The following is a 16668-nucleotide window of genomic DNA, read 5'->3' on the forward strand; positions in this document are numbered from 1 at the left end:
GCGAATGGCTTTGGCACGACGGCGACGAAAGTGGTTTGAGGGCCTTTGGGCTCAAGCTGAAATTGACCCAAGTCTGCACAAGTTCGGACTCGCTTGAAACATCGAAATCTCTAATGGATTATCTGGGGTGAACTGACAACCCTTCAAATTCAAAGAAGGTGCGTCTTGAACGACTGCCACAGCCGTATCGTTGACAGAAATTGGTAATTTAATCCGACTAGAATCAAATTCACAAGGGGAAGCCCCGAGCCGCATTGTGAAAAATGATGCTGTTCAAAACAGGATGATTGATCAATTACCGGAGACCCAATTCCATGTATCAGCACATCAAGGTGCCCTCAGAAGGCCAAAAAATCACCGTCAATGCCGACAATTCATTGAACGTGCCAGACCAGCCCATCATTCCGTTTATCGTCGGTGACGGTACTGGTTTTGACATCACGCCGGTGATGATCAAGGTGGTGGACGCTGCGGTTGCCAAGGCCTACGGTAGCAAGAAAAAAATTCACTGGATGGAAGTTTATGCCGGTGAAAAAGCCACCACGGTGTACGGCCCTGATGTCTGGTTCCCCACAGAAACACTCGATGCTCTGAAAGAATATGTGGTGTCCATCAAAGGCCCACTGACCACGCCCATCGGCGGCGGCATTCGTTCGCTCAACGTGTTCATGCGCCAAGAGCTTGACTTGTATGTCTGCCTGCGCCCGATTCAGTATTTTGAAGGCGTGCCCAGCCCGGTCAAAGAGCCCGAAAAAACCAACATGGTGATCTTCCGTGAAAACACCGAAGACATTTACTGCGGCATTGAGTTTGATGCCGAGTCTGACAAAGCCAAAAAGCTGATCAAGTTCTTGCAAGACGAATTGGGTGTGACCAAAATCCGCTTCCCCAACACCTCAGGCATTGGCATCAAACCAGTGTCACGCGAAGGCACTGAGCGCTTGGTGCGCCAAGCCATTCGTTACGCCATTGACAACGACAAACCCAATGTGACCTTGGTGCACAAGGGCAACATCATGAAATTCACCGAAGGTGCATTCCGTGACTGGGGCTACGCCTTGGCGCAAAAAGAGTTTGGTGCCGAACTGATTGACGGCGGCCCATGGTGCAAATTCACCAGCCCCAAAACGGGCAAAGAAATTGTGGTGAAAGACTGCATTGCCGATGCCTTCTTGCAGCAAATTTTGTTGCGCCCGGCTGACTACAGCGTGATTGCCACCATGAACCTGAACGGCGACTTCATCTCTGATGCGCTGGCCGCACAAGTGGGTGGCATTGGCATTGCTGCTGGTGCCAACCTGTCAGATGCTGTGGCCTGCTTTGAAGCTACCCACGGCACGGCACCCAAATACGCCGGCAAAGATTACGTGAACCCAGGTTCTGAAATCTTGTCGGCTGAAATGATGTTGCGCTACATGGGCTGGTTTGAAGCCGCCGATGCCATCATCAATTCCATGGGTCGCTCCATCAAGAGCAAAAAGGTCACCTATGACTTTGCCCGCCTGATGGACGGTGCCACGCAAGTCAGCTGCTCTGGCTTCGGTCAAGTGATGATTGACAACATGTAATGCAAATAACAACCGCTGACAGCGGTTGAGCCAACCCCTAAGCGATTGATTTGCTTAGGGGTTTTTTGTTTTTTGTGCAACGACTGTGACACCCAACGGAAAAGTTTTACACCATAAAAGAGCCTCTATGGTGTAAAAAAAGCAGCCAACCTGATTGGATGGTGTCACCATGGTGTGTGCTGCTTCAGCCCCCATTTCTCAGCAGCACATACAAGGCGGTGCCGGCCAAGATGCTCAGCAGAGCTTGCTTGCGCAAAGCCTGCAGTGCCACCACGCAGGCCACTGCGGCCAGTTCAGCCCACGGGCCCTTGAGGTTGCTTTGGGCGCTGCCCACCAGGGTGTGCAGCAGCAGCAAGGTCATGATGGCCAGCGGCAAAAAGCGCCCCAGGCGCTGCACCAGCGGGTGACTTTGCAAAAAACGTGCAGCCAAAAAGGGCAGGGCGCGCAGTCCAAACGTGACCCCTGCCATGGCTGCCAGCGCTCCCAGCGCATAGGTTGTGTTGATCATGGCGCCACCTCGTCAGCGGTGGGTTGGGCCAAAAACACACCAGCGCACACGCTCAAGCCGATGGCCAGCAGCAACGCCTGTTGTGGCCACACCCACCAAGCCACAGCGTAGCTGAGCACCGCCATCCACAGCGGCGCGCCAGAGGCTGCACTGCGCCACTGCTCCACCGCCAGCACGGCAAACAGGGCAGCCAGTGCAAAGTCCAAGCCCACCAGCCCCACTTGCGCCTGTGCGCCAATCACCGCCCCCAGCAGCGTGCCCAGCACCCACCAGCCCTGATTCAACAAGGCCACCGTGACCATTTGCCCGGTGTGTGTGCCGGGTGGCAAGGTGGTCAAGACTGAATAGGTTTCATCGGTCAGGGCAAACACCAAATACCAGCGCGCCAGGGGTTGCGTGGGCAACTTGTGGAGCAAAGACAGGCCGTAAAACATGTGGCGCAGGTTGACCACCAGCGTAGCCAGCGCGATGGAGGCTACCGGCAAACCTGCTGCCAGCATGGGCACCATCATGAACTGCGAGGCTCCGGCATAGACCCCAACACTGGCGACCAGCGCCAACCACCAGGGCGCACCCGCTTGCACAAACAAAAAGCCAAACACCATGCCCAGCGGCACATAGCCCATGGCCACGGGGATTGAGAGTGACAGCACCGACATGCTGGGTTGCGCTGGGCTGGGCGGTTGCGTGGGCGGGTTGGACATGGTGCTGGTTTCTGGCCCATGCCGGCGCTGCAAGGGTGAGGTTGTGGAGGACGCGAGATTTTGACAGACACCGGCAAAGGCCAACCTGAAACCTTTGTGCCCACTGCAGGTTGCGTCGCATAATCTCAAAAAAACCACCTCAAGGACACCATGACAAACCCTCAAAAAACTCCCAAAGTGGCCGTGCTGCTCTCCGGCTGCGGCCATCTGGATGGCGCTGAAGTGCGCGAAGCCGTGTTGACCCTGTTGGCGCTTGATCAGCAAGGTGCACAGTACCAATGCATTGCGCCTAACGCGCCGCAGTTCCATGTCATCAACCATGTGACCGGTGAGCCGGTGGAGGGTGCCAGCCGCAATATTTTGGAAGAGTCCAGCCGCATCGCCCGGGTGGGGCAATGTCTGGACTTGGCGCAGGCCCAGGTGGCTGACTATGACGCACTGCTGATGCCTGGTGGCTATGGCGTGGCCAAAAACCACTGCTCGTTTGCCTTCAAAGGCGCAGAGGCTGAGGTGCGCCCCGACGTGGCTGCGTTTGTGCGTGGTTTTTTTGACGCGCACAAGCCCGTGGGTGCCATCTGCATTGCCCCGGCACTGGTGGCGCTGGCGCTAAGTCAAGCCCACGACAGCGCCGCCATGACGCTGGGCAATGACGCAGGTTGCGCCGCCGCGTTAACCCAGCTGGGTCAGCACAACCACAACACGCCCAGCGCCAAAGAGATCGTCATTGACGAAGCCCACAAGCTCATCACCACCCCCGCCTACATGTTTGACGACGCCAAATTGGCCGATGTGTTTGTGGGCATTGAGCGCTGCGTGGCAGAGGTGCTCAAGCGCGTGGCATGAAGGCCATTTGCGTTTACTGCGGCTCCAGCCCGGGGCGTTTGGCTGACTATGCAAAGGGCGCGCGCGCCTTGGGGCAAGCGCTGCTGGCACAGGGTTTGGGGCTGGTGTATGGCGGCGCCAGCATTGGCCTGATGGGCCTGGTGGCCAACACCGTGCTGGCCGGTGGCGGGCGTGTGGTGGGGGTCATACCGCAGGCGCTGGCGTGCCAAGAGGTGGCGCATGCCGGGCTGACTGAGTTGATCGTTACCCAAAACATGCACGAGCGGAAAACGCGCATGGCCGAGTTGTCAGACGGCTTCATTGCCTTGCCTGGCGGCATTGGCACGTTTGAAGAATTGTTTGAAATCTGGACCTGGGCGCAACTGGGCATCCATGCCAAGCCGGTGGGGTTGCTCAATGTGGCGGGCTATTACGACGGCCTGGTCTCATTTTTAGACCACGCCACGCAAGCGCAGTTTTTAAAGCCGCAGCACCGCGCGGCGTTGCTGGTGGAACAAGACCCGGTGCTGCTGTTGCAGCGGTTTGCTGCCCAGGCATCGGCCCAGGTGTCAGGCGGCGCAGCCGTGCTGAACATTCACCAGGTTTAAATACTGTGTTGCCAGTTACAGCACGACCAAAAACGAACTGATACCACGAGGACATTCATGATGGAGACTTCGCCCATTAAAGCATCGGGGCTGGCTGCGGCCGACACATCCATCCTGTCTGATACAGCATTTTTGAACGACTTGCGCCGCCAGATGGTGAAGTTTGCGACGCTGCAACTCTCCAACAGCCACGCGGCAGAAGATGCCGTGCAAGAGGCGCTGGTCGGTGCGCTTAAAAATGCCACTTCTTTTGCCGGTCGCGCAGCATTGAAAACCTGGGTGTTTGCCATTTTGCGCAACAAAATTGCCGATGTTTTGCGGCACAAAATGCGAATGGTCGATGCCAGCAGTCTGCTGCGCGAAGATGAGGAAGGCGAAGACTTTTCGGAGCTGTTTGATCGCAAAGGTCATTGGCAGGCTGATGAAAAGCCTGCCACCTGGGGCAACCCTCAGAGTGCCTTGCACCAGAACCAGTTCTGGAAAGTGTTTCAGGCGTGCCTGGAAGGCTTGCCTGGCAACCAAGCCAGGGTGTTCATGATGAAAGAATTTGTTGAACTCGACACAGCCGAGATTTGCACGACTGTCGGCATTACCACCACCAACCTGAATGTGATGCTGTATCGCTCACGCCTGCGCCTGAGAGAGTGCCTGGAAAACACCTGGTTCCTGAAGGGAGAACACGCATGATGAATTGCAAGCAAGCCACCCGCCTGATCTCTGAATCGCAGGAACGACCACTCCCTTTGGCTGAAAAGATGAGCCTGAAAGTTCACTTCATGATATGTACGGGATGCAAAAACTTTAGTCTGCAGGTGCCTTTCCTCAGTCAGGCGATGAAGGCGTATGCCAAGGGTGCTGACGAAGATTTTCTGCCAACGACAAAAAAATAAGCCTTCACGGGTAAAACCGGGCGATCCAATGGTCAACAGACAGCTTGCCCGGCCCGTGCACCATCAGGTACAGCAGCACCGCAGCCCAGGTGCCGTGGGTCGGGTACGCATCTGGGTAGACAAACAGCTGGATGGTCATCGTCATGCCCAGCAGCGCAAAGGCTGACAGTCGGGTGGCGAAGCCCCACAAAATCAGCATTGGGAAAAGATGTTCTGCCGTCGCAGCCATGGTGGCTGCAATTTCGGGTGGAATCAAAGGCAAACGGTATTCATCGCGGAACAAGTCCACCACCGAGCTTGAGAGGCGCGGCCAGCCCAAGGTGAATTCGCCATTGACAATGTCAACCGCAAAGCCTTGAATTTTGGTCTGGCCAGACTTCCAGAACACAGCCGCAATCGAAAAGCGTGCCACAAAGGCCAGCAAGGTGTTGGGTATGCGCTCGGCGATGTCAATGAACTGCCGAATCAGGCCTGGCATCAAGCCCTCATCAGCAGGTGAAGCTAAGCCCAATTGGGTCGTGCGTGTGTTCATGCTCTGTCTCCGGTATTCAGGTGGGTGATGAGTTGCAAGCGCAGCAGCAGCGTCAGCGCGTGGGTCAAATCAAATGTGGGGTCAAGGTCGCTTGCGGCTTGCGCGGCATCGGCCAAGGTCTGGCCAGCCAGCAAAGCTTTGACAAACATCCCGGTTCCAGCGGCAAGCGCCAGGGTGTTGACAGTCAGCCCGGCGCGGTACACCAGCGCCGTCTGCGCCACATCTGGGTCGACTTCTAACGCACTCACTGCGCCTTGATGCGCGGTCCATACGGAAACAATAGCAAAACTTGATTCAATGACCTGTATCGACGGATGCAACACCAGTTGCAATGACAAAAGCTGTTGCGCGTTGGCCAGCGCCGCTTGCAACACTTGCGGGTCAATGGCGGCGACATCGGCCGCGTGGTAAGCCAGCACCCGTGCCATTTCCAGACGTGCCACATCGGCCAGGTAAGGCACTGAAGCAACTGGGGGAAAAGCCGCCACAAAATCTGCAAAGTTGCGCCCGTAATAGGCCATGACCGCCGACCTTGGTGGATGGTTTTGAGCAAACTCCCGTGCCATGGCGCGAAAAAATGCTTCACCCACCAGTGTTTGCACTACCGGGTAAGTGTCAGCCAAGGCGTCAATCAAGGACACCATCACGTTGTTGCGGTACACAGCAAACCGCAGGGTGGGGTCAGAGCCATTGCAGGTGACCAAACCACTTGGGGGTGGCAGCTGTGCATCAAGCACCGCTTGGGCAAAGGCCGTCTGGGTGCTCATGCCGCCACCTCATGCAAAGCCTGTTGTTCTGCAAGGGGTGGTTGACCCACTGTGGCCGGGTGTAAGTAGCCCTCGGCCAACGTCGCTTCAGCCAGCAGCACCGGCCAGGTGGGTATGTCGTTGTCACGCTCCAGCAAAGTAGCCACCGGGCCGGTCAAGGTCAGCGTGTAGGCATACAAGTCCCACATCGCCTGCGCCACTGGCGAGCCGTGGCTGTCAATCAGCAGCCGATCATTGTTGCCATCCACCTGCTCGGCAAAGCCCGCCAGGTGAATCTCGCCCACTTGCGCCAGCGGCAATGCGCGGATGACGGCCTGCGCATCACGCTGGTGGTTGACACTGCTGACATACACGTTGTTCACGTCCAGTAACAGCCCGCAACCGGTGCGGCGCACTACCTCAGAGATAAAAGCCGCCTCGTCCCAGGTGGACGCGGCAAATTCAACATAAGTGGCAGGGTTTTCCAGCAACATGCGCCGTTGCAGGTGCGCTTGCACTTGGTCAATGTGGTCGCAAACCCGCTGCAAGGTGGCGGTGTTGTAGGGCACGGGCAGCAAGTCATTCAAGAAGGTTGCACCGTGTGTTGACCACGCCAGGTGCTCTGAAAACGATTGCGGCTGATGCTTATCTAGCAAGCGCTGCAAGGCATTCAGGTGTTCAATATCAAGCGGTGCATCAGCCCCAATCGACAAGCACACACCATGCACTGAGAGCGCATAACGTTCGTGGATGCGGCTCAGGTAATGGTGAAACGGGCCACCCGCCACCATGTAGTTCTCGGCATGGACTTCAAAAAAACCGATGTCTGGCTGGGTCGCCAAAATCTCCTGAAAATGTTCGGGTTTGAGCCCCACACCCGCCCGGGTGGGCAAGGTGGGGGTCAGAGCAACCTGGGGCGGTGTGTGTTGGCTGCTTGGGTTCAACATGCCAGGTGCTCCGTGGTCTGCCAATGAATCAGGCTTTGACTTCCTTGAATTCTTTCATTTGGCCATGACCCGTGGGCGAGGTTTTTGACACGGTTTTTTCGCAAGTGCCCTTGGGCACCATCGACCAGGCGTTGCCTTGGTAGTCAACCTTGGAGGTGCCCGCGCAGGTGGTGCCGGCACCCGCTTTGCAGTCGTTTTTGCCTTTAAGGGCTACGCCAAAGCACTTTTCGGTGTCAGCTGCTTGGGCGGCAATGGGTGTGGCGGCAATCGTCAGGGCGGCGCTCATGGCCAGCGCCAGACCAGCGGCGGTTGCGGTACGACGGGTCACAGAAGATTGGGATGCGGTTGTCATGGTGGTGTCCTTCAATGCGTAAATGGTGGATAAAAAGTAACTAACCAGCAAATGCCATGTTTTTGACACTGCTGCTCGATTGGTCGAAGCAGCAGCACTTTTATTACAGTGCCTTGAAGAAAAATTTGCTTGCTCTGCAAAATGCAGCTTCAGGGCTTGAGAAAACCAGCGCCTCATGGGCTACACGCAACAACGAAGGGTAACAACCCGTAATGCCTTCATGCGCCATAGATGGCAAGGATTCTGGTTTGATGCTGGTCTGCTGCTGACTCGACCACCCATTCACGCTTTTTACCAGCCAGTGATTTCTGAAAGCGCGCACTTACCGACTGTTACCTGTTCATATAGCCGTTGATCAGCGAATCCAAATACGATGACTTCGAGTCTGTCAGCCACTTCGCCCACCTGCTTGGGATGCCTGATGAGCCCGTTGTGGTGCGGGTGATCAAGGCCATCTGGTTTGTCGACTCGGGGCGTTACAGGTAGCTCTGTGACGCATGGCGTTCAACAACCGGAGTAAACGAGATGAACAGGAACATGTATCGCGCGGCACGCATCGGGGTCAGTGCAGCAGTGGCAGCGCTGATGGTGGCATGCGGCGGAGGGGGTGGCAACGACAGTGCGACCGCTTCACCCATAGAGCAGCTGGCCAGTAGTCGGTCGTCGTCAGACAGCTCATCTAAGAGTGACGAGCGTAAAAAGACGAGCGACAAAAACAAGCATGAGGAAAGCAAAAAGAGCAAGGATAACCACGACAACAGCAACCACGATGCACAAGGGGGAACAACCCCAACCCCAACCCCAACACCCAATCCGACACCTACTCCAAGCCCAACCGCTGGCAATGGCTACACACTGCTGGCCTGGAACGACCTTGGCATGCACTGTGTGGATGGCAAAGACTATTCGGTGTTCTCGATCCTGCCGCCGTACAACAATTTGCACGCGCAGCTGATCAACGCCACCCAGGGTGGCTTGGTCACGAGCGGGGTGACATTGACGTATGAGGCCATGGCCGATGCCACCGGTTCCATCAACACCACCAGCGCCAACAAGACCAACTTCTGGAGCTGGGTGAAAGCGCTTTTTGGGACGACGCTGGGACTCGACAGTGGTCTCAAGGGCAACGCGGTACCCACCTCAACGCCCCGCGCGATGACCTTTAACGCAACCAACAAATGGTTCGAGGCTGAAGGCATCCCCATCACCCCTTACGACGATGCGATGCGTAAAAACTTTTACCCTATGGTCAAAGTGGTGGCCAAGAATGCCAGCGGCACCGTGTTGGCCACAGCACGCACCGTGTTGCCGGTCAGTGATGAGATGAGCTGCAAGTCGTGCCATGCCTCAACAACGATCAGCACCGATGCCAAACCGGCAGCAGGCTGGGTCAACGACGCTGACCCCGAGAAAGACTGGAAGAAAAACATTTTGCGTCTGCATGACGAGCGCAAACTCGCCAATCCGGCGTTTACTGCGGCGTTGGCGCAACTGGGCTACAACCCCGCTGGCTTGCAGGCTACTGCCGCGGGGGGGCAACCGGTTTTGTGTGCCTCGTGCCACAGCTCCAACGCCTTGCCTGGCACTGGCGTGGCCGGCATCACGCCGCTGACCCAAGCGTTGCATACTTTGCACGCCAAAGTGAAAGACCCGGTAACGCAGTTGACGATGGACAGCAGCACCAACCGCACCGCCTGCTACATGTGCCACCCCGGCTCGGAGACGCAATGCCTGCGTGGCCCCATGGGTAACGCGCTCGACGCCACTGGCAAACCGGCAATGAATTGCCAAAGTTGCCACGGCAGCATGACGGCAGTGGGCAGCAACGCACGTATCGGCTGGCTCAACCAGCCCACCTGCCAGTCTTGCCACCACGACGGCAAGCGTGAGCTGAGCGGGGTTAACGCGGCGGGTCTGCCCAATGTCTGGACAGATCAGCGCTTTGCCTCCAACGCCAATGCGCCTGCAGCGGGCTTGAACCTTTACCGCTTTAGCAGCGGCCACGGCGGCCTGCAGTGCGAGTCTTGCCATGGTGCAACACACGCTGAATACCCCAGCTCGCACGTCAATGACAACGTGTTGAGCACCGATGTGCAGGGTCATGCAGGCACCATCAACGAATGCACCGCCTGCCACACCACGATGCCCAACACCATATCGGGCGGCCCGCACGGCATGCACACCACCGGCAACAGCTGGATTTCAACCCACAAGGACGTGGCTAAAAAGTCCACCAGCGACTGCGCTTATTGCCATGGCGCTGATTTCCGTGGCACCGCGCTCAGCCAGGTCAAGATCAGCAAGACGCTGGCAGTTGAAAAGGGTAACAAGACGTTCTCTGCTGGGCAAAACGTGGGTTGCTACGATTGCCATAACGGTCCCAAGGGAGGGTGATTCGCCCATCAAAGCAATCCATGAATTTTGCATTCATGGATTGCTGCATTTGATTGAACTGTAAGTAATCAGGTCAGTCGGCAGACTAATCGGGCACACCCTGTGCCTGGAATGGCACATTTATTTCTTTGATCCATTTCAGGTGTCGTTGTGTTTGTCGCTGCACACGACAATGCGCCTGTTCATGGGTCTTAAACTGATGGTTCACAAGATGTCGATTCGTACCCGCCTGATCCTGGCCTTTTCTGTTTTGCTGGCATTGCTGTTGGCTGTGGCGGCGGTGTCATTGCAGCGGCTGGAAGCATTGACAGCCACCACACAAGACATTGTTAACTTTCAGGCTCGCCGCGCGCAGCTTGCACAACGCATCAACCAGCACGCGCAAGCTGAGGCTATCCTGCTGCTCAACCTGTTGCAAACCACCGAACGTGACGAGCGAGTCAAACTTTACGCCGCTCTGGATCGTGAGATTGCAGCCTCTGGCAAAGCGGTCAGTGACCTTGACATGACCATGCTCAGCCCACAGATGCAAAACGAAATCAACCAGGTCAGTGACCTGCGCCAACGCTATAGCGTGCTGCTGCAAGAGACGGTGGAGCTGATTGAAGTTGAAGGCACTGCCAGCGCCCGCAATTATTTTGAAAATCGCACGCACAAGGTACTCAACACCCTGCTGTTTGACACCCAGGCGCTGGAACAACACCTGCAACAGATGATGCAGTCCGAGCTGGAGCAGCTCAAACTTGCTGCTGACCAGGCGCGGCAACGGGTGATTTGGCTGGCCATTGTGGCACTGGTGATCGGGGCCCTGCTGGCCTGGTTCATTGCGCGCGGCATTGTCATCCCCGTTCGCTCGGCGGTCGCTTTGGCGCGCGACATTGCCGCCGGGCGTTATGACCTGGATGTGCCGCAGGGCCAGCGCGGTGAAATTGGGGCACTGCTGCGAGCGCTGCGCACCATGCGCGACAGCATTGCCAGCCGCGAAGAAAAAATCCTCAAACTGGCTTATGTCGACCCGCTCACCAATTTGCCTAACCGCACCCGTTTCAATGAATTGTTTGAGGCACGCCAGGCCACTGACATTGGGGCTCTGGTGCTGCTCGACATCAACCGCTTTGCGCCCATCAACAACGCGCTGGGGCACAACGTGGGTGACCGTTTGTTGTGCGCGGTGGCCACGCGCATTCTGGGTGTGGTGGGCACTGACAACACTGTGGCGCGCCTGTGGGCAGATCAATATGCGCTGCTGTTGCCGGGTGTAGACCAGAGCACTGCCACTGCGCTGATGAAGCGTGTCATCGACGCGGTGCGTGCCCCGATGTTGATTGAAGGTCAGCTGTTGGACATTGAAGTCAGCACCGGGGTGGCACTGTACCCGCAAGATGGCGTGGATAGCACCACATTGCTGCGCCGCGCCGGGCTGGCTCTGACGGCGGCCAAGCGGCGGCACGCAGTGCTGGAATTTGCAGCCCATTGGCCAGATGAGCCATCGCCCAGCCAGCTCTCGCTGATCGGTGAAATGCGCGAAGCCCTCAAGCGCGGCGAGTTTGTCATTTATTACCAGCCCAAGCTGCACCTGGCAACAAACAAAATCACCGCCACCGAGGCGCTGATCCGCTGGCGGCATCCGGTCAAAGGCATGGTGCCGCCGATGCAGTTCATTCCGTTTGCCGAGCAGACCGGGTTCATTCGCGACATCACGCCCTGGGTGTTGCGCCAGGTCATTGCAGACGCGGCGCAGTGGACGCAGCGCGGTTTGGCCGTTGTGGCATCAGCCAATTTGTCTACGCTTGATCTGATGTGCCAGGGGCTGGTGCAGGATGTGGCGCAGATGCTGGCCGAGTCAGGCCTGCCGCCGGCACAACTGTGCCTTGAGATCACCGAAAGTGCCTTGATGGACCAACCCGATCTGGCGCTGCAGCACCTGCATGAGTTGTCAAAGCTGGGCTTGAAACTGTCGATTGATGACTACGGCACCGGCCAGTCGTCGCTGGCATACGTCAAGACCCTGCCGGTGAATGAACTCAAGATTGACCGCGCCTTTGTCACGGCAGTGGATGTAACCCCGAAAAACGCGGCCATCGTGCGCTCCACCTTGCTGCTGTGCCAGGAGCTGGGGTTATCTGTGGTGGCCGAAGGCGCGGAAACCGCCGAAGAGCTGGCTTGGCTTGTCAACAACCACTGTGATCTGGTGCAGGGCTATGTGGTGGCCAGGCCGATGCCGTTGCCGGAGTTTTTGGCTTGGGTTGAAAAATTCAACGTCAGCTCTGCCATCCACTGATTGAAAAAGATTAAGGATGTGGCAAGAAATAACTTCCCCAATTCGCTGCGGCGGATTCGGACGCCTTGCGCCTAGCAGCGCATCCCGATGTGAAGCAGTTGAGTTGCTGCGCCGGGTAGCGCCTAGCCCACCGCTATCATTCCCGCCATAGGGAATGACCCACCATGCACAACCCCAATCCACCAATCAACCCAGACACCCTGGCCGCCGCCCAGGCCTTCATCGCCCGCTGGGTGGGCAGCAGTGCCAGCGAACTGGCCACAGCTCAGAGCTTTGTCATCGACCTGTGCGCGTTGCTGGGTGTCGCAAAACCCCATGCCACGCCCGAGCAGGACTACATGTTTGAGCGCCCCGTCACCTTTGTGCACGGCGACGGCAGCACCAGCCCCGGGCGCATTGATTGCTACCGGCACGGCCACTTTGTGCTGGAGGCCAAAAAGTTCAAGGCTCCCAGCCACACCAAAGGCTTTGACGATGGCATGTTGCGTGCCCGCTCGCAGGCCGAAGGCTACGCGCGCGCCTTGCCCGCCACCGAAGGTCGCCCGCCCTTTTTGCTGGTGGTTGATGTGGGCAACGTGATCGAGGTGTACGCCGAATTCAGCCAAAGCGGTGCCACCTACACCCCGTACCCCGACCCGCGCAGCCACCGTCTGCAACTGGCCGACCTGGCTCGGCCGGAGGTATTGGCGCGCCTGCGCAGCATCTGGACTGCACCGCAAAGCCTGGACCCGGCGCGCATCAGCGCCCAGGTCACGCGCGACGTGGCGGCCACGCTGGCACGCCTGTCACAGTCGTTGGAGGCAGGCTTTTCTTTACAACAAAATCAGCCTCTAGCGCTTGATGCGTCTGCGCAAGCAGCACCTGAATTTGTAGCAAATTACCTCACCCGTTGCCTCTTTTCGATGTTTGCCGAAGACGTGGATTTGCTGCCCAAAGGGGCTTTTCAGGGCTTGCTGCAAACCCACCGCGACGACCCGGCTACGCTGCAGCAGATGCTGCGCATTTTGTGGGCCGACATGGATCGGGGCGGCTTCTGCGCCGCGCTGGCCAAAAACGTGCTGCACTTCAACGGCAAGTTGTTCAAGGGCGCGCAGCAAGACCACTACAGCTTGCTACTCACACCGGCGCAAATTGACCTGTTGATTGAGGCTGCCCGTGCCAACTGGCGCGAGGTGGAGCCCGCCATTTTTGGCACACTGCTTGAGCGCGCCCTGAACCCCACCGAGCGCCACGCGCTGGGCGCGCACTACACGCCGCGCGCCTATGTGGAGCGGCTGGTGTTGCCCACGGTCATCACACCACTGCGCCAGGAGTGGGCCAACGCCCGCGCTGCAGCGCTGGTGCTGGCGCGCGAGGCCGCCAGCCTGGAGGGCAAGGCGCAAGAGGCCAAACTGGACGCCGCCCGTGCCGAGGTGCTGCGCTTTCACCACCGGCTGTGCAGCCTGCGCGTGCTCGACCCGGCCTGCGGTAGTGCCAACTTCTTGTACGTGACGCTGGAGCATTTGAAGCGCCTGGAGGGCGAGGTGGTGAACCAGTTGCAAGAGCTGGGCACCACGCACGCGCATCAGCAAGCCAGTCTGGGCTTTGAGGGCGAAACGGTCACGCTGGCGCAGTTGCGCGGCATTGAGTTGAACGAGCGCGCCGCTGCGCTGGCCGAGCTGGTGCTGTGGATTGGCTATCTGCAGTGGCACATTCGCAGCCGTGGCAACGCCGCCGTGGCCGAGCCGGTGGTGCACAACTACGGCAACATCGAGTGCCGCGACGCCGTGCTGGCCTGGAGCGCGCAAGAGCCCGCGTATGACGCGGCCGGCCAGTTGCGCACGCGCTGGGATGGCGTCACCTTTAAAACCCACCCGGTCACGGGCGAGCCGGTGCCCGACGAGGTCGCGCAGGTGCCGCTGTGGCGCTACGTGGGGGCGCGCAAAACCGCCTGGCCGCAGGCCGATTTCATTGTGGGCAACCCGCCGTTTATTGGCAACAAACGCATGCGCGAGGCACTGGGTGACGGCTATGTGGAAGCACTGCGTGAGGTCTGGCACGGCGTGCCTGACAGTGCCGACTTTGTCATGTACTGGTGGCAGCACGCGGCCTATTTGGTGGGCTGTGGGCAGGTGCAGCGCATGGGGTTGATCACCACCAACAGCCTGACGATGATCTTTAACCGGCGTGTGGTGCAGTCGGCGCTGGACGGGACTGCCGGGATGACTGGGTCAGTTGGTGCAATTGAGGCTGGTCGCGCTGCTTTTGCATCGGGCAATGGGCACTCGGGCGCTGATGGTGGGTGTGAGTCAGAGGAAACCGGGGTTGCGAACTTTGTCGGTGGGGCCGAGGGGCAGACTGGGGTCGCCCTCATGCTGCCAAACGCGCAGAAATCGGGCGGCCCCAGTCTGCCCCTCGGCCCTGCCAGTGTTGTACCCTGCCACCTGGAAATGGCGATACCAGATCACCCCTGGGTGGACAGCGCCAGTGGCGCGGCGGTGCGCATTGCGATGACCGTGCTGGCCGCTGGTGCGGGCGAAGGCGTGTTGCAAACGGTAACGGCTGAACAGGCCGGGGAGCATGGCGAGATGCGCGTGCAACTGGCCGAGCGTGCCGGGCTGATTCATGCTGATTTGAGCGTGGGGGCGAATTTGGCGGGGGCGAAAACATTGCGCGCCATGGATGGCCTGGCCAACCGTGGTGTGATTCCGCATGGCGCGGGCATGACCGTCACGCTTGAGCAAGCCCGCGCTCTGGGTTTGGGCGTGGTGCCCGGCATCGAAAACCATCTGCGCCCATACCGCAACGGCAAGGATTTGACCGACAAACCGCGCGGCGTACTCGTCATCGACTGCTATGGCCTGAGTTCCGAACAAGTGCGAGACCGTTTCCCCGCGATCTACCAATGGCTGCTGGAGCGCGTTAAGCCCGAACGCGATCTGAATCCCCGACCAAAGCGTCGTGAACTGTGGTGGCGCTTTGCTGAGGATCAGCCACGAATGCGTGCGTCGCTCAATGGCCTTACACATTACATCGCCACAGGCCAGGTCTCCAAGCACCGCGTGTTTCAGTTTCTGGACGCGTCCATCCTGCCCGACGACAAACTTATCGCGGTTGCTCTGGACGACGCTTACTCGCTGGGCATTCTCTCCAGCCAAGTTCACATCGACTGGGCGCTGGCACTAGGTGGCAGGCTTGGCGTGGGCAATGACCCGGTTTACAGCAAGTCCCGCTGCTTCGACACTTTCCCCTTCCCCGACGAAGACACCGGCCTCACACCCGTCCTGCGCGCGCGCATCGCCCATCTGGCCGAGCAAATAGATGCCCACCGCAAGCGCGTGCTGGGCTTGCCCGTGACTGCGCCTGTGCCCGCGCCGGGCGGGGTCAACGCACCAAGCGCTGGTGGTAGAGCCCTGGCAACCGCCGCAGTTCAAGAGCAAAATCAGCCTCTAGCGCTTGTCAATCAAGCGCTGACAGCTATCAATACAAAAGCAAATGGTGGTGTTGCTGACGCGCAGTCAGACGCCATCGGGGTCAAACCGCATCAAGACGTCACGCTGACTGGCCTGTACAACGTGTTGCAAGCCTTGCGCCAGGGGCGCGCGCTCACGGCCAAAGAAAAAATCATCCACAGCCGCGGCCTGGTGGGCGTGCTGCGCGAACTGCATGACGAGCTTGACGCTGCCGTGCGCGCCGCTTACGGTCTGCCCGTTGACGCCAGCACCGCAGACACGCTAGCGCTGTTGCTGCAGCTCAACGCCCGCCGCGCCGCCGAAGAGGCGCAAGGCCTCGTGCGCTGGCTGCGCCCGGCGTTTCAGCACCCCACCGCGCCACAGCAGGCACCGCTAGAGCTTCAAAATAAAGAGCTGCCTGCGCATGCGGATCAAGGGCTAGAGGCTAATTTTTCATATAACTCTGATGCATCATCTGGCCTACCACCGGACGCAGCGCCAGACGCACTTTCCGGCACCTTGTCCGGCGCAACCAGCCGCCCCAGCACTGCGCAACCCTGGCCGGCCACGCTGCCTGAGCAGGTGCGCGCCGTGGCCGCCGTTTTGACGGCCAGCCCCGCGCCGCTGTCTTTGTCCGCGCTGGAAGCCCACTTCAAAGGTCGCGGTGCATGGAAGAAAGGTTTGCCCATCATTCTCGACACCCTTGCCGCGTTGGGCCGGGCGCATTGCCAGGCGGCGCTGTGGCGTGGGGTGTGAAGCATGGCTGGGTTGTGTGATTTCAGCCGCCTCCTGTGCGCAGGGGCAACGTAGTGGGCTAACACGGCTTCAAATCGGCTAAATGCCGTCAGCCTATCGCGTGAGAAGTCCCCGCCAGGACCTCCGACA

Annotated in this window: 14 protein-coding genes; 8 read left to right on the forward strand and 6 right to left on the reverse strand. The window is 58.8% G+C overall.

Features of this window, described 5'->3' with window-relative positions:
- Positions 1-314 precede the first annotated feature (314 nt).
- The gene (gene icd / locus PHT20_RS02325; protein WP_300080750.1) at positions 315-1568 is read left to right on the forward strand and encodes an NADP-dependent isocitrate dehydrogenase; all 1254 of its coding nucleotides are present in this window, start codon (positions 315-317) and stop codon (positions 1566-1568) included.
- A 184-nt stretch (positions 1569-1752) separates the two neighbouring features.
- On the opposite strand, the gene PHT20_RS02330 is transcribed toward icd, so the two are convergent.
- Positions 1753-2076 (reverse strand): AzlD domain-containing protein, encoded by a 324-nt coding sequence (locus PHT20_RS02330; protein ID WP_300080747.1) that lies wholly within the window; start codon positions 2074-2076, stop codon positions 1753-1755.
- Entirely contained in the window at positions 2073-2780 is a 708-nt protein-coding gene (locus PHT20_RS02335) for an AzlC family ABC transporter permease (protein WP_300080743.1), read from the reverse strand. Before PHT20_RS02335 ends, PHT20_RS02330 begins: the two co-directional genes overlap by 4 nt.
- Before the next feature lie 150 nt (positions 2781-2930).
- On the opposite strand from PHT20_RS02335, the gene elbB reads away from it, so the two are divergent.
- Genes elbB through PHT20_RS02355 form a run of 4 tightly spaced genes read left to right on the forward strand, consistent with a single transcriptional unit; the run spans position 2931 to position 5100 of the window.
- Positions 2931-3623: an isoprenoid biosynthesis glyoxalase ElbB gene (gene elbB / locus PHT20_RS02340; protein ID WP_300080740.1), complete on the forward strand. Its 693-nt coding sequence runs from the start codon at positions 2931-2933 to the stop codon at positions 3621-3623.
- Positions 3620-4210 carry a TIGR00730 family Rossman fold protein gene (locus tag PHT20_RS02345; RefSeq protein ID WP_300080737.1) on the forward strand — a complete coding sequence of 197 codons (591 nt, stop codon included), beginning with the start codon at positions 3620-3622 and terminating at the stop codon, positions 4208-4210. Before elbB ends, PHT20_RS02345 begins: the two co-directional genes overlap by 4 nt.
- A gap of 57 nt (positions 4211-4267) precedes the next feature.
- The gene (locus PHT20_RS02350; protein ID WP_301019268.1) at positions 4268-4897 is read left to right on the forward strand and encodes an RNA polymerase factor sigma-70; all 630 of its coding nucleotides are present in this window, start codon (positions 4268-4270) and stop codon (positions 4895-4897) included.
- Positions 4894-5100: a hypothetical protein gene (locus PHT20_RS02355; protein ID WP_300080731.1), complete on the forward strand. Its 207-nt coding sequence runs from the start codon at positions 4894-4896 to the stop codon at positions 5098-5100. Before PHT20_RS02350 ends, PHT20_RS02355 begins: the two co-directional genes overlap by 4 nt.
- A 4-nt stretch (positions 5101-5104) precedes the next feature.
- Here the strand turns inward: PHT20_RS02355 and PHT20_RS02360 are convergent, their stop codons facing one another.
- From PHT20_RS02360 to PHT20_RS02375, 4 genes are read right to left on the reverse strand one after another with little or no spacing between them, the layout of a single operon-like run.
- The gene (locus PHT20_RS02360) at positions 5105-5578 is read right to left on the reverse strand and encodes a DoxX family protein (RefSeq protein ID WP_300081119.1); all 474 of its coding nucleotides are present in this window, start codon (positions 5576-5578) and stop codon (positions 5105-5107) included.
- A gap of 50 nt (positions 5579-5628) precedes the next feature.
- Entirely contained in the window at positions 5629-6399 is a 771-nt protein-coding gene (locus PHT20_RS02365; protein WP_300080728.1) for a DNA-binding domain-containing protein, read from the reverse strand.
- Positions 6396-7325 (reverse strand): DUF692 domain-containing protein, encoded by a 930-nt coding sequence (locus tag PHT20_RS02370; protein ID WP_300080725.1) that lies wholly within the window; start codon positions 7323-7325, stop codon positions 6396-6398. The genes PHT20_RS02365 and PHT20_RS02370 overlap by 4 nt, the downstream gene beginning before the upstream one ends.
- A gap of 28 nt (positions 7326-7353) precedes the next feature.
- The gene (locus tag PHT20_RS02375) at positions 7354-7677 is read right to left on the reverse strand and encodes a DUF2282 domain-containing protein (protein WP_300080722.1); all 324 of its coding nucleotides are present in this window, start codon (positions 7675-7677) and stop codon (positions 7354-7356) included.
- Positions 7678-8202: 525 nt separating this feature from the next.
- Here PHT20_RS02375 and PHT20_RS02380 point away from each other — a divergent pair.
- The 3 genes from PHT20_RS02380 (at position 8203) to PHT20_RS02390 (ending at position 16539) form a co-directional block, all read left to right on the forward strand.
- The gene (locus tag PHT20_RS02380; protein WP_300080717.1) at positions 8203-10071 is read left to right on the forward strand and encodes a hypothetical protein; all 1869 of its coding nucleotides are present in this window, start codon (positions 8203-8205) and stop codon (positions 10069-10071) included.
- A gap of 211 nt (positions 10072-10282) precedes the next feature.
- On the forward strand, positions 10283-12352 hold the full coding sequence (locus tag PHT20_RS02385) for an EAL domain-containing protein (protein ID WP_301019269.1): 2070 nt from the start codon (positions 10283-10285) through the stop codon (positions 12350-12352).
- A 164-nt stretch (positions 12353-12516) separates the two neighbouring features.
- Positions 12517-16539 carry a DNA methyltransferase gene (locus PHT20_RS02390; RefSeq protein WP_301019270.1) on the forward strand — a complete coding sequence of 1341 codons (4023 nt, stop codon included), beginning with the start codon at positions 12517-12519 and terminating at the stop codon, positions 16537-16539.
- Positions 16540-16668: the final 129 nt, after the last annotated feature.

It is taken from the genome of Rhodoferax sp. (genome assembly GCF_028715765.1).
Taxonomy (GTDB): Bacteria; Pseudomonadota; Gammaproteobacteria; order Burkholderiales; family Burkholderiaceae_C; genus Rhodoferax.